This window comes from Microbacterium sp. ZKA21 (genome assembly GCF_050434165.1).
GTDB lineage: Bacteria > Actinomycetota > Actinomycetes > Actinomycetales > Microbacteriaceae > Microbacterium.
Genome location: NZ_JBNPVV010000002.1, coordinates 450994 through 463433 on the forward strand (window position 1 = coordinate 450994; position 12440 = coordinate 463433).

The 12440-nt window shown below is 68.7% G+C and carries 13 protein-coding genes; 10 read left to right on the forward strand and 3 right to left on the reverse strand.

The window, feature by feature from the left end; all coding sequences use genetic code 11:
* Window positions 1-34 precede the first annotated feature (34 nt).
* Window positions 35-1669, reverse strand: coding sequence for an ABC-F family ATP-binding cassette domain-containing protein (locus M2317_RS06315; RefSeq protein ID WP_429458395.1), 1635 nt, complete (start codon window positions 1667-1669; stop codon window positions 35-37).
* Window positions 1670-2030: 361 nt separating this feature from the next.
* On the opposite strand from M2317_RS06315, the gene M2317_RS06320 reads away from it, so the two are divergent.
* Window positions 2031-2285, forward strand: coding sequence for a hypothetical protein (locus tag M2317_RS06320; RefSeq protein WP_429458399.1), 255 nt, complete (start codon window positions 2031-2033; stop codon window positions 2283-2285).
* A 3-nt stretch (window positions 2286-2288) separates the two neighbouring features.
* Here the strand turns inward: M2317_RS06320 and M2317_RS06325 are convergent, their stop codons facing one another.
* Together M2317_RS06325 and M2317_RS06330 are read right to left on the reverse strand one after the other, a co-directional pair.
* Complete coding sequence (locus M2317_RS06325; protein ID WP_429458400.1) at window positions 2289-2516, reverse strand: hypothetical protein; 228 nt, start codon at window positions 2514-2516, stop codon at window positions 2289-2291.
* Between the two features lie 108 nt (window positions 2517-2624).
* Window positions 2625-3275, reverse strand: coding sequence for an alpha/beta hydrolase (locus M2317_RS06330; protein ID WP_429458401.1), 651 nt, complete (start codon window positions 3273-3275; stop codon window positions 2625-2627).
* Between the two features lie 124 nt (window positions 3276-3399).
* Here M2317_RS06330 and M2317_RS06335 point away from each other — a divergent pair, with 124 nt between their 5' ends.
* From M2317_RS06335 to M2317_RS06375, 9 genes are all read left to right on the forward strand, one after another.
* The gene (locus M2317_RS06335) at window positions 3400-3999 is read left to right on the forward strand and encodes an NUDIX hydrolase family protein (RefSeq protein WP_429458403.1); all 600 of its coding nucleotides are present in this window, start codon (window positions 3400-3402) and stop codon (window positions 3997-3999) included.
* 250 nt (window positions 4000-4249) lie between these two features.
* Complete coding sequence (locus M2317_RS06340; RefSeq protein WP_429458405.1) at window positions 4250-5971, forward strand: dihydroxyacetone kinase family protein; 1722 nt, start codon at window positions 4250-4252, stop codon at window positions 5969-5971.
* Window position 5972: 1 nt separating this feature from the next.
* On the forward strand, window positions 5973-6428 hold the full coding sequence (locus M2317_RS06345) for a ribose-5-phosphate isomerase (protein ID WP_429458407.1): 456 nt from the start codon (window positions 5973-5975) through the stop codon (window positions 6426-6428).
* A 2-nt stretch (window positions 6429-6430) separates the two neighbouring features.
* Window positions 6431-7174: a triose-phosphate isomerase family protein gene (locus tag M2317_RS06350; protein ID WP_429458409.1), complete on the forward strand. Its 744-nt coding sequence runs from the start codon at window positions 6431-6433 to the stop codon at window positions 7172-7174.
* A 24-nt stretch (window positions 7175-7198) separates the two neighbouring features.
* Window positions 7199-7912 (forward strand): GntR family transcriptional regulator, encoded by a 714-nt coding sequence (locus tag M2317_RS06355; RefSeq protein ID WP_429458411.1) that lies wholly within the window; start codon window positions 7199-7201, stop codon window positions 7910-7912.
* A 167-nt stretch (window positions 7913-8079) separates the two neighbouring features.
* Window positions 8080-9021, forward strand: coding sequence for a sugar phosphate isomerase/epimerase family protein (locus M2317_RS06360; protein WP_429458412.1), 942 nt, complete (start codon window positions 8080-8082; stop codon window positions 9019-9021).
* 25 nt (window positions 9022-9046) lie between these two features.
* A complete protein-coding gene (locus tag M2317_RS06365; protein WP_429458414.1) occupies window positions 9047-10018 on the forward strand; it encodes a 3-hydroxyacyl-CoA dehydrogenase family protein in 972 nt (323 codons plus the stop codon).
* Between the two features lie 11 nt (window positions 10019-10029).
* Window positions 10030-10800, forward strand: a complete 771-nt coding sequence (locus tag M2317_RS06370) for an SDR family NAD(P)-dependent oxidoreductase (RefSeq protein ID WP_429458416.1) — start codon at window positions 10030-10032, stop codon at window positions 10798-10800.
* A gap of 178 nt (window positions 10801-10978) precedes the next feature.
* A complete protein-coding gene (locus M2317_RS06375; RefSeq protein WP_429458418.1) occupies window positions 10979-12373 on the forward strand; it encodes an MFS transporter in 1395 nt (464 codons plus the stop codon).
* The last annotated feature ends 67 nt before the right edge of the window (window positions 12374-12440 follow it).

Here is a 12440-nt window from a genome sequence, read left to right on the forward strand (position 1 = left end):
CCCTCCGGTGGATGAGCCGGTTCGGCTGGCCGGGTCAGTCGACCTGCACGAGCCGGCCCACCTGATCGATCTCGAGGGTGAGATCGAGCCCGAGGCGGGCGAGGAACGCGTCGTCGTGGCTGACGACGAGCACCGCGCCACGGTACGCCCGCAGCGCGTCGACGACCTGGTCGACCGTGTCGATGTCGAGGTTGTTCGTCGGCTCGTCGAGCACCACGAGGTGCGGTGCGGGGTCGGCGAGCAGCAGCTTCGCCAGCGCGACGCGGAAGCGCTCGCCGCCGGAGAGCGCGCCAACGGGTCGGTCGGTCGTCCCTCCACGGATCAGGAACCGCGCGAGTCGGTTGCGCAGCTCCTTCTCGGGGATGGACGGCGCGGCCGCGGCGATGTTCTCGAACACGGACTGCGTCTCGTCGAGCCCGTCGACGCGCTGCGGCAGGTAGCCGATGCGGTCGGTATGGGCTTCGGTGCGCAGGTTCGGGTTCGACATGGGCGCGCCGGATCGGAGAGGTGCGCTTGTTCCGGCGTCCGCCACCAGACGCTCCAGCAGCGTCGTCTTGCCGACGCCGTTGCGCCCGACGAGCGCGACGCGCTCGGGGCCCTGGATGATCCACTCGCGGTCGTCGTCGCCGATCGTCACGATGCGGCGGGTGCGCGAGATCTCGGGATCGGGCAGCTCGATCTTCATCGTGTCGTCCGAGCGGACCCGGCGACCTGCCTGGTCCAGCACCGATCTGGCTGCGTCCTCCTTGGCTGCGACCTCGGTTCGCAGGCGGCCGGCCGACACCTCGGCGGCCATCTTGCGGCCGTTCGCGATGATCTTCGGCACCCGTTTCTCCTCGAAGGCCTTGCGGCCCATCTGAGCGCGAGTCGCGAGCTTCGACTCGGCCTCGATCCGCTGGCGCTTCTCCTTCTTCAGCGCCTGGGCGGCATCGCGCTCCGCCTGCTTCGCGGCATCCTGTTCGGCATCCAGCCATGCCCGCCACTGCGAATAGGGCCCGCCGAACACGCTGAGGGTGTGGGCGTACAACTCGGCCGTATCGTCCATGAGCTCGAGCAGAGCGAGGTCGTGGCTGACGACGATGAGCGTGCCCTTCCACGACCGCACCATGTCGGCGAGTTTGGCCCGCGCGTCGCGGTCGAGGTTGTTGGTCGGCTCGTCGAGCAGCGTGATCGGCGCGCGGCGCAGGCGGATGCCTGCGATCGCGACCAGCACGGCTTCGCCGCCGGACAGCTCGCCGATGCTCCGGTCCAGGAACGACGGGTCGAGTCCGGCTTCGGCGAGGGATGCCGCGGCGCGTGCCTCGATATCCCAATCGTCTCCTACGGCATCGAAATGCGCGGGGTCGACGTCGCCCGATTCGATCGCGCGGACGGCGTCGAGCGCTCGGGCGACCCCGAGGAGCTCGGCGACCCGGCGATCGGTGTCGAGCGTCAGCCGTTGCGGGAGGTACGTGATCTCGCCGGTCGCGTGGATGCTGCCGGAGGTCGGCGCGAGTTCGCCTGCGATGAGGCGCAGCAGCGTCGACTTGCCAGATCCGTTGCGGCCGACGAGCCCGGTGCGTCCGGTGCCGAACGCACCGGAGATGCCGTCGAGCGCGTTCGAGCCGTCCGGCCAGGTGAAGGTGAGTCGGTCGAGGGTGACCGATGCATGAGGGGTCGGGGTTGACATGAGTGTCTCCTGTCGAGTGCGAGGGTGCACTGACACCGGGGGATCGCTCGACGCCGTAGCAGGCGGAGGATGCCGTGTCCGTGAAGGATCGTCGGGTCAGCGCGCGGAAAGAGGAGCGCGGAGGCGACGATTCAGATCAAAGGACTTCCAAACACGGCGGACAGGACATGGCGAGATTACCGGCGCGGGCGGATTCGCGCAACCCGGGCGTGTCGCGGGGAACCCGCGAGACGTGATCTGTGCGGTGAGACTTGACTGAGCAGGCCACGTGTCGCTCCGCAATGTAAGTCTCGCGGGCTCCGCCGCGCGGGTCCACCGTGCGGGGGATGCCCACGGATGCGGCGCGGCATAGCGTGGAGGCATGGCAGATGACGGGATGAGTCCGCACGAGGCGCGGCAGCGCGCGACCTGGGGCATCGGCATCGCACTCGGAATGGGCGTCGGCGTCGCGCTGGGGTCCGCGCTCGACAACATGGGAGTCGGTATCGCGCTCGGGATCGCGATCGGCGTGGCCTTCGCGGTCGCATTCGGCCGGACGGGGCGCGGCGAGTCCGGCGGGGCGGATGCTGATGACGACGCCACCGCGGACGATGGCCGGCCGTCGCGCGACTCGTAGTCGCTACTCCTCGCGATCCAACCCGAAATTCCGCTTGACGAGCGCTTGCACGTCGCGGTCGATCCCATCGATCCGCGTGTTGACCGAATCGAATCGCACGTTCATCTCGATGCGCAGCGATCCGATCTCCGTCCGGAGCACACGGACGAACATCGTGGACACGATCGTCATCATGCCGAGCATGAGCGCCGTGAACGATCCGATCATCGTCCAGATCTGCGGCTCGGTCATGCTCAGCATCCCTTCATTGTGCGCTTCGTCATCCAGTTTGCCAACCGATCACGGCCCGCGCCGCGATCGGTGGAGAACTTCGTTTCGGCTCGAACTGTGCAGGGCGATTCAGCCGATCCGCTCCAGCCACTTGTCGAGGAAGGCGCGGACGTCGAGCAGCTCGTCCTCCGAGATGCTGTGCGTGAGACCGGGATACACGCGGCCGGACAGGTCGGCGTGCTCGGGCAGCCAGAGCGCCGTGTGCGCGATCAGGTCGGGCGGGATCACGTCGTCGTGGGTTCCTCGCCCCCAGAACACGGCGGGGCGCAGCTCCCGCAGGTCGTCATCTCGAGGCAGGTCTCCCGGGGTCGCGTAGCCGCTCAGGGCGACGACGGCGTCGAAGCGCTCCGGCTCGAGCCGCAGGGCCTGCAGGGATACGGCGGCGCCCTGCGAGAATCCGAGCAGCACCACGGAGGGTGCCTCGGGTGCCGCGGCATCCAACCAGGCCAGCACCGCACGGGCGGCGGCCGTCGTCGGCTCGGGACTGCGGGAGGTGAGGCCCTCGATCGGATACCAGGAACGGCCGGGCATCGGCCAGGGCGGCGTGAGCGGTGCCGCGATCGATGCGACCGCAACGCCCTCGGGAAGGTACGGGACCAGGCCGAACAGGTCGTGCTCGTTCGCGCCGTAGCCGTGCAGGAGCACGACCAGGGGCCGGCCGTCCCGGTCGCCGGACGCCCAGCGCGTCGCAGTGTCGTCGATTCTCAGCACGTCATCCACGCCACCATCCTGCCAGCGACCGCCGACAGGACCTGCGGTCGGGTGGGGAACCGCGGCTCGGGTCCGCCTGGCGGAGCTGACGATGAGGAACCGCGGCTCGGGTCCGCCTGATAGAAATAGAGCCATGACCGTCCGCACACCCGACCCAGATCCTGAGGACTCCGGCGACGACCTCGCGCGGTTCAGCGAGGTGCCGGCCGGGGCGGCGAATCCGGGCTGGCTGAGCGAGGTCGAACTGGCCGAGGCGCGCCGCCGCCTGCCGATGATCTATGTCGAGGCGCTGCCGGTGCGCACGGACGGGGTCGGACAGGTCACGGAGGTCGGGATCCTGTTGCGTTCGACTCCGCTGGGCGAGATGACCCGCACGATCGTGTCCGGCCGCGTGCGCTTCGGCGAGACGATCCGCGACGCGCTGTTCCGCCACGTCGAGAACGATCTGGGGCCGATGGCGTTCCCGCTGCTGCCTCCGCAGCCGGCTCCGTTCGCAGTCGCGGAGTACTTCCCGATCCCGGGTCTGAGTCCGTTCCATGACGACCGGCAGCACGCGATCTCGCTGGCCTTCATCGTGCCGGTGACCGGCACGTGCGAGCCACGGCAGGACGCCCTCGAGGTCACGTGGTTCTCTCCGGAGGATGCCGCATCCGACGAGGTCTCCGCCGAGATGGAAGGCGGACGGGGCACGCTCATCCGCCAGGCGCTCGCCGCCCTCGGACTGTTGCGCTGACACGCGTCCGCTGCGTCCCGCGGCCGCGTGTGGACCTCGGCGTTGCCGCGCCGACCTCGGGCCCTGCCGCGCCCCTTCGCATCCGCGACACGTCATGTCCGTGCCTGCATCCCGCGCCCCGCACCATCGCCCCGCGTGCCCGATCCGCGTGCCAGGGCGAAACCCCGCACATGGCGCTTCTATCCGATTTCCTATAGGATTCTGAGCACGGCGGCGATACCGCGGCCGAACCCGCTCTAAGGAGATCGCAATGACGCGCCTGTTCAACGATCCGGACGACTTCGCCGCCGACTCCGTGGCGGGGTTCGTCGCCGCGAGTTCCCGATGGGTGCGCCCGGTGACCGGAGGCGTCGTCCGTTCGACGCGGGGCGCAGATCCCATCGTCTCCGTCGTGATCGGCGGCGGCAGCGGCCACTACCCGGCGTTCGCCGGTCTCGTCGGCCCCGGCCTCGCCGCCGGCGCGGTCATGGGAAACCTCTTCGCCTCGCCCTCCGCCCACCAGGTGCACTCCGTCGCAACGGCGGCGCACGAGGGCCGCGGCATCCTGCTCAGCTACGGCAACTACGCCGGCGACGTGCTGCACTTCACGCAGGCGCAGGAGCGCCTGCGGGCGGCGGGCGTCGACTGCCGCACCGTCACGGTCACGGACGACATCTCCAGCGCCCCGGCATCCGAGCGGGAGAAGCGCCGCGGCATCGCCGGCGACCTGGTCGTCTTCAAGATCGCGGGCGCGGCGGCCGAAGCCGGCCGCGGCCTCGACGACGTCGAGCGCCTCGCGATCATTGCGAACGACCGCACCCGCTCGCTCGGCGTCGCCTTCAGCGGCTGCACGCTTCCCGGCGCGGACGAACCCCTGTTCACGGTTCCCGAGGGGCGCATGGCGGTGGGGCTCGGCATCCACGGCGAGCCGGGCATCGACGAGGTCGACGTGCCGACGGCCGCTGGCCTCGCACAGCTGTTCGTCGAGTCCCTGCTCGAAGAGATCCCCGATGGCGTCGTCCGCGAGGGCGCGCGCGTCGTGCCCATCCTGAACGGCCTGGGCAGCGTCAAGTACGAGGAGCTCTACGTCGTCTACGCCGAGGTCGACCGTCTGCTCGCCGACGCGGGCATCACCGTCGTCTCGCCGGAGGTGGGGGAGTTCTGCACCAGCTTCGACATGGCCGGCGTCTCGCTGACGCTCCTCTGGCTGGACGACGAGCTCGAAGAGCTCTGGCTCGCCCCGTGCGACACTCCCGCTTTCCGTCGCGGCGCGGTCGAGGGCCGCATCACCGTCGACACGGTGGCCTCCGAGGAAGAGGAGTTCGTCATCGGTCCGGCATCCGACGACTCACGGGATGCCGCGCAGACGATCGGCCGGGCGCTCTCCGCGATGGCCGCGATGCTGGATGCCGAGGCGGAAGAGCTCGGCCGCATCGATCGGATCGCGGGCGATGGCGACCACGGCATCGGCATGCAGCGCGGCAGCAGGGCCGCAGCCGCGGCGGCCGAGGAAGCCGTCGCAGGCGGTGCCGGCGCTCGCACGACTCTCCAGCACGCCGGTGATGCCTGGGCCGACAAGGGCGGCGGAACCTCGGGTGCGATATGGGGCGAGATGCTCGTGGCGCTGGGCATGGCGCTCGGCGACGACGCGGACGTCGACGCGGATGCCGTCGGATCCGGTGTCGCGCGCATGAAGGACGCCGTGATGTCCTTCGGCAAGGCGACCGTCGGCGACAAGACGATGATCGATGCGATCGTCCCGTTCGCTGATCGGCTGAACGAGCGGCTGGATGCCGGTGACGAACTCGTCGCAGCCTGGGCGGACGCCGCGAAGCTGGCCACCGAGGCGGCAGAGGCCACCGCGAACCTGACCGCCAAGCTCGGCCGGGCGCGATCGCACGGCGACAAGAGCCTCGGCACCCCCGACCCGGGCGCGGTCTCGTTCGCGCTCATCGCACACACGGTTCTCGACATCCTGAAGGGGAATGATTGATATGGCACTTCGACTGGTGATCGGCTGCGACGATGCGGGCTTCGAGTACAAGGAGCGCATCAAGGCAGACCTGCTGAACAACCCGCTCGTCGCCGACGTCGTGGATGTAGGCGTCGACGCGGACGGGCACACGAACTACCCGAAGATCGCGACCACGGCCGCCGAGAAGGTGGCCGCCGGTGATGCGGACCGTGCGATCCTCATCTGCGGCACGGGCCTGGGCGTGGCGATCGCGGCGAACAAGGTGCAGGGCATCCGTGCCGTCACCGCGCACGACTCGTTCAGCGTCGAGCGCTCGGTGCTCTCCAACGACGCCCAGGTGCTGTGCATGGGACAGCGCGTCGTGGGCATCGAGCTCGCCCGCCGTCTCGCCGCCGAATGGCTGACCTACACGTTCGACCCGCAGAGCGCGTCGGCTGCGAAGGTCGACGAGATCTGCGCGTACGAAGCGCGCTGATCATGGCGGACCGGATGCTCATCGGCGCGAGCCTGAAGATGTACTTCTCGCACGCCCGGACGGTGGCCTGGGTCTCGGGCGTCGCCGAGATCCTCGCCGATCATCCGGCCCGGGACGCCGTCACGGCGTTCGTGATCCCGCAGTACCCGTCGATCCCCGCGGCACTTGAGCACGGCGGCGCGCTCGCCGTCGGTGCGCAGGATGTCGCGACCGAGGATGCCGGTGCGTTCACCGGCGAGGTCTCGGCCGCCGTGCTGGCCGAGCTCGGCTGCCGCTTCGTGGAGGTCGGTCACGCCGAACGGCGACGGATGTTCGGCGACACCGACGAGGTCGTCGCCGCCAAGACGCACGCGGCGCTGCGCAACGGCATCACGCCGATCCTGTGCGTCGGCGAGGTCGACCGGATGGCGCCGGATGCTGCGGCAGAGGTCTGTCTCGCGCAGATCCGTTCCGCACTGTCGGACGCATCGGATGCCGGGGTCGCCGGCCCGCTCGTGATCGCCTACGAGCCGCTGTGGGCCATCGGCGCCCCGGCCCCCGCGGAACCGGATCACATCCGCGGCGTCTGCAGCGCGCTGCGTGCTGAATCGGGTGCGGAGGTGTCGGTGATCTACGGCGGCAGTGCGGGGCCTGGGCTCCTCACGCAGATCGCGGACAGTGTCGACGGGCTGTTCCTCGGCCGGTTCGCGCACGAACCAGCCGCGGTTCGTGACATTCTCGATGAAGTGGGATCACTGACGGCGTGATCGCCGTTCACGAGGGAGAAGACGATGACTGACGGGGGACTGCTCGGACTCGAGAGCACGATCGAGCGCCGTGGCCTGCGCGATCACGTCTACGAACGCATCCTGCAGCTGCTGCTGAGCGGCGAGGCGGCGCCAGGGGCCCGGCTCTCGATCGACACGATCGCGCGTCAGCTCAACGTCTCGCCGACGCCCGTGCGCGAGGCGATGGTGCAGCTCGAGCGCACCGGACTCGTGACCCGCGAAGCGCTCAAGGGGTATCGGGTGGCACCGCCTCTCGGCCTCGCCCAGCTGCAGGAGCTCTTCGAGGCGCGCATCATGCTGGAGTCCCGCGCGGCGCGTCTGGCGACGCCGGCGACCGAGGAGATGCTCGACGAGCTGCGCGTCGCCGAGGAGACGCACCGACGCATCGGTGAGCAGGTGATCACGGCGATGCGCGCCGCCACGACGGACGTCGAACTCACGACCGCCTACTTCACCGCCGATGCCGCGTTCCACCGGGTCGTGTTCGCGCACTGCGGCAACCGCTACCTGACCGAGATGTCCGAGTCGCTGGGTGCCCAGCTGCATCGGATGCGGCAGTCCGCCGAGCACGGTGTGACCGACGTGCGCGAGGCGATCGCCGAGCACGAGGCCATCGTCGACGCGTTCGGGAGCGGTGACCCTGATTCGCCGGAAGAGCTGATGCGCCGCCACATCGAGCAGGTCAGGTCCCGTTCGCTCGATCTCGAGCAGTCCTGAGGCTCTCGCTCGAGCGATGACCCCTCGCTCGTCGAGCGACGAGTCGAAACCCGCGATCACCGCCGAGCAGCGTCCGCTCGAGATCGACGCTTGCGCTCACGACTATTTCCTATAGGATCTATGAATACCGACAGGATGTCGGCAACAGGATCGTCAACGGAGTCGTCATGACCGCAACGTCGCAGCCCCTCACCAGTGCGAACTGGCCCATCGCCGTCTGCATGCACGGGTTCAGCCCCATCGCCCCCGACGGGACCCGCCTTCATGACGCGTCCGCCGAGACGTGGGACGGCGTTTTCGGACAGATCGAGCGCCTCGGGTTCACCGCGGTCGAGATCGCCGACAGCCACATCCGCCCCTCCGAGCTGACCGATGAACGCCGGAACGAGCTGAAGACGATCGCCGGCAGCCACGGCATCCAGCTCATCTCCGTGCACGTGCAGCGTCAGAGCGTCATCGAGCCGGGCAAGGGCGAGGAGAACCTCGCCTACGCGCACCGGGCGATCGACGCGGCCGCCGAGCTCGGCATGCAGGTCTTCTCCACCGGCCTGCACCAGCCGTTCACCGAGGCGCAGCGCAAGGCGCTGTGGTTCTGGACAGCGCAGGGACCGGTCGACCCGGACGACGCCGACACCCGTGCCCTGGCGGTCAAGCGACTGCGGGAGCTCGGCGAGCACGCGGCATCCGTCGGCCTGCCGATGTCGCTCGAGATGTACGAGGACACCTACCTCGGCACCGCCGACAGCGCCGTCCGCCTGATCGAGGAGATCGGACTCGACAACGTCGGACTCAACCCCGACATCGCCAACCTCATCCGTCTGCACCGTCCGATCGAGGACTGGCGCGAGATGCACGAGAAGACGCTGCCGTACGCCAACTACTGGCACGTCAAGAACTACACCCGCGACGAATCGGCCGACCGCAGCTGGGCGACTTCAGTGCCCACCAGCATGGAACTCGGCCTCATCAACTACCGCGCCATGGTCGCCCATGCGATCGAGGTCGGGTTCCGCGGTCCGTTCCTCATGGAGCAGTACGGCGGCGACAGCCTCGGCGTCTGCGCCACGAACCGCGACTACCTGCGGACGCTCCTTCCGGACGCCGTCTGAACGATTCACCCAGGAGACGATTGACATGACTGACCAGGAACGCCCCGTCTACGCCGTCATCGGCAGCGGATACATGGGCGGCGGTATCGCCCAGTCGCTCGCGCTGTCCGGTGCCGACGTCCGCATCGCCGACGTCGACATCGAGATCGCCCGCGGCAACCGCGAGCGCCTCATCACCGAGGCCGCGCAGTTCGCCGCCGACGGACTCTTCCCCGCAGACGCGTCGGCCATCATCGCCGAGCGCCTGACCGCTGCGACGATCGAGGATGCCGTGGCCGGCGCCTCCTTCATCGAAGAGGCCGTGCCGGAGAAGATCGAGATCAAGCACGCGACGCTGCGCCGCATCTCTGAGGCTGCGGCACCGGACGCCATCATCGGCAGCAACACCTCGACCATCCTCATCGGCAAGCTGGCCGAGGCCGTCTCCCACCCGGAGCGCTTCCTGGGCGTGCACTTCTCCAATCCGGCGCCGTTCATCCCCGGTGTCGAGCTCATTCCGCACGCCGGAACGGATGCCGCGGTCCTCCCCGTCGTCGAGCAGATCGTCGCGGCCACCGGCAAGGAGACCGCGCGCGTCAAGGACGCCACCGGCTTCGTCCTTAATCGTCTGCAGTACGCGCTCTTCCACGAGGCGACCCAGCTCGTCGAGGAGGGCGTCGCGAGCCCGGAGGACATCGACACGATCGTGCGGACGACGTTCGGATTCCGGCTGCCGTTCTTCGGCCCGTTCGCGATCGCGGACATGGCCGGGCTCGACGTGTACGCATTCTGCTACGCGTCGCTGCAGACCGAGTTCCCGGAGCGGTTCGCGACGCCGAAGGCGCTCGCCGACCTCGTGGAGGCCGGCAAGCTCGGCACGAAGTCCGGGGCCGGTTTCCTCGACGTGCCGGCCGACCGGACGCCCGAACTGATCGCGTACCGCAACAAGGCCTATGTCGCGATGAAGAAGCTCATCGACGAGCTCGGCCCCGCCCCGATCCACCCCGCACAGAGCTGAAGGAGCCGACGATGGCCACTCCCTTTCCCGCAGAGCGCACCGCGATCCTGACCGGTGCAGCCAGCCCCCGCGGCATCGGCCGCGCCACCGCCTTCTACCTCGCCGAGCGCGGATGGAACATCGGCATCATCGATGTCGACGGCGAAGCAGCGGCGCGCACCGCCGCCGAGGTCGCCGAGGCGCACGGTGTTCGCGCCGCAGGCGTCGGTGCGAACGTCGCCGACCGCGAGCAGGCCGTCGCGGCCGTCGACGCGCTCGAGGCGCAGCTGCCGCAGACCGTCGCCCTGGTGAACTTCGCAGGGGTGTCATCCCCGATCCCGTACCTCGAGGTCACGCCCGAGGAGTGGTTCCGTGTCGAGTCGATCAACCTCGACGGTGTGCACTGGATCACCCAGCGGGTCGCGCGCACGATGGCCGACAACGGCATCGGTCGTCTCGTCGGCATCTCGTCGGTGTCCGCCCAGCGCGGCGGCGGCACGTTCTCCAAGACGCCCTACTCGGCATCCAAGGCCGCCGTCATCGGCCTCATGCGATCGATCGCCCGCGAGCTGGGACCGGTGGGGGTCACGGCGAACGTGATCTCGCCCGGTCCGATCGACACCGACATCATGGGCGGCACCCTGACCGAGGAGCGCAAGACCGCGATGGCCGCCGACGGCGTGCTGCCCCGCATCGGCACCCCCACGGACATCGCCGCCGCTGTCGCCTACCTGATCAGTGAGGATGCCGGATTCGTGACGGGTCAGACCCTGAACGTCGACGGCGGCCTCTACATGCACTGAGATCCGCCTGAAACGGAGCATTCCATGACCCGACCCTGGTCCAAGGGGCGCATCGCCTTCCTGGTGCTCGGAGTGATCTGCGTGGCCGTCGGCCTCGTCATGATCATCCCGGCGCTGGGAAGCTGACGCTCCGCACGACATCCACCCCCAACCACCGACTGCTCAAAGGAGAGTCATCGTGTCCTCATCCGAGTTCGGCGAGACGACGCGCGCCAATGTCACTGTCGCGCAGGGCCTGCTCAACAGCCCGCACCTCGCCAGCGGCATCCGCAAGGCGACCTTCCGCCTCATGCCGATGCTGATCATCCTCTACTTCGTCGCGTTCCTGGATCGCACGAACGTCGGCTTCGCCGAAGCGGCCATGGAGGTCGATCGCGGCATCTCCGCCGGCGCATACGCGCTCGGCGCCGGCATCTTCTTCATCGGGTACGCGCTGTTCGAGATCCCCTCGAACCTGCTGCTGGACAAGTTCGGCGCCCGCTTCTGGCTCGCACGCATCGCCATCACCTGGGGCATCGTCGCATCGCTGTTCGCGTTCGTGAACGGCGAGACGATGTTCATCATCCTGCGCTTCCTGCTCGGTGTGACCGAGGCCGGACTCTTCCCCGGTGTGATCATGTTCCTGGCGCAGTGGTTCCCGAACAAGCGCCGCGTGCAGATGTTCGCGCTGTTCTACCTGGCCCAGCCGTTCTCGCAGATGGTCGGCGCCCCGCTGTCGGGTGGACTCATCAGCTTCGGCGAGCAGTTCACACCGTGGGCGGGCTGGCAGGTGATGTTCTTCGTCGAGGGAATGATGGCCGTCGTCGCCGGTATCGCCGCGTTCTTCTTCCTGGTGGATTCGCCGCAGAAGGCGAAGTTCCTCACGGATGACGAGAAGTTTGCCCTGAAGAGCGTGATGGAGCACGAGGACGGCATCAAGGAATCCGATGGTCCACGCGGTATCGGCGCCGCGCTGATCAGCTGGAAGGTCTGGTACTTCACGGCCATCTACTTCTGCCTGCAGATCGCCGTGTACGGCACGACCTTCTACCTCCCGCAGCAGGTGGCCGGCCTCATCGGACAGGACGTCGGCTGGCAGGTCGGCCTCGTCTCGGCCATCCCATGGGCGGTGGGCCTGTTCGCCTGCTACTACGTCGGCAAGTTCGCGACGTCGGTCAAGCGCCGCCGCAACTGGGGAACGCTGTTCTTCTTCATCACCGGGATCGCGATCCTCGTCTCAGCCTGGGCCGGCGCCAACGGGCAGAGTCTGCTCGGCATCCTGGCGATCACAGTCGCCGTAGCGGCGTTCCTCTCGACCGGGCCCATCACGTGGTCGTTTCCGACCTCGTTCCTCACGGGAGCCGCGGCTGCGACCGGTATCGGACTCATCAACTCGCTCGGCAACCTGGGTGGATTCGTCGCCCCGATCATGCGCAACAGCGTGAACGAGACGGTCCCGACGGACAGCGGAGCCTGGGGCGTCGTCTCGCTCGGAGTGTTCGCGTTCCTCGGCGCAGTCCTGATGTGGGCGACGCGCTACTTCAGCGCCAAGGCCGACGCACTGCTGGTCGAGGGAGCCGTTCCCGGGCACTGACGCGGATCGAATGGAAGCGGGACGTGCGTCGGAGGACGCGCGTCCCGCCTTTGTCGTTCACCCGGAT

What these genes read in the sequence shown, in the direction of transcription:
- M2317_RS06315 (WP_429458395.1), bottom strand. Translation starts at nt 1,669, where the DNA reads ATGTCAACCCCGACCCCTCATGCATCGGTCACCCTCGACCGACTCACC.
- M2317_RS06360 (WP_429458412.1), top strand. Translation starts at nt 8,080, where the DNA reads ATGACCGCAACGTCGCAGCCCCTCACCAGTGCGAACTGGCCCATCGCC.
- M2317_RS06350 (WP_429458409.1), top strand. Translation starts at nt 6,431, where the DNA reads ATGGCGGACCGGATGCTCATCGGCGCGAGCCTGAAGATGTACTTCTCG.
- M2317_RS06345 (WP_429458407.1), top strand. Translation starts at nt 5,973, where the DNA reads ATGGCACTTCGACTGGTGATCGGCTGCGACGATGCGGGCTTCGAGTAC.
- M2317_RS06335 (WP_429458403.1), top strand. Translation starts at nt 3,400, where the DNA reads ATGACCGTCCGCACACCCGACCCAGATCCTGAGGACTCCGGCGACGAC.
- M2317_RS06355 (WP_429458411.1), top strand. Translation starts at nt 7,199, where the DNA reads ATGACTGACGGGGGACTGCTCGGACTCGAGAGCACGATCGAGCGCCGT.
- M2317_RS06320 (WP_429458399.1), top strand. Translation starts at nt 2,031, where the DNA reads ATGGCAGATGACGGGATGAGTCCGCACGAGGCGCGGCAGCGCGCGACC.
- M2317_RS06325 (WP_429458400.1), bottom strand. Translation starts at nt 2,516, where the DNA reads ATGACCGAGCCGCAGATCTGGACGATGATCGGATCGTTCACGGCGCTC.
- M2317_RS06370 (WP_429458416.1), top strand. Translation starts at nt 10,030, where the DNA reads ATGGCCACTCCCTTTCCCGCAGAGCGCACCGCGATCCTGACCGGTGCA.
- M2317_RS06340 (WP_429458405.1), top strand. Translation starts at nt 4,250, where the DNA reads ATGACGCGCCTGTTCAACGATCCGGACGACTTCGCCGCCGACTCCGTG.
- M2317_RS06365 (WP_429458414.1), top strand. Translation starts at nt 9,047, where the DNA reads ATGACTGACCAGGAACGCCCCGTCTACGCCGTCATCGGCAGCGGATAC.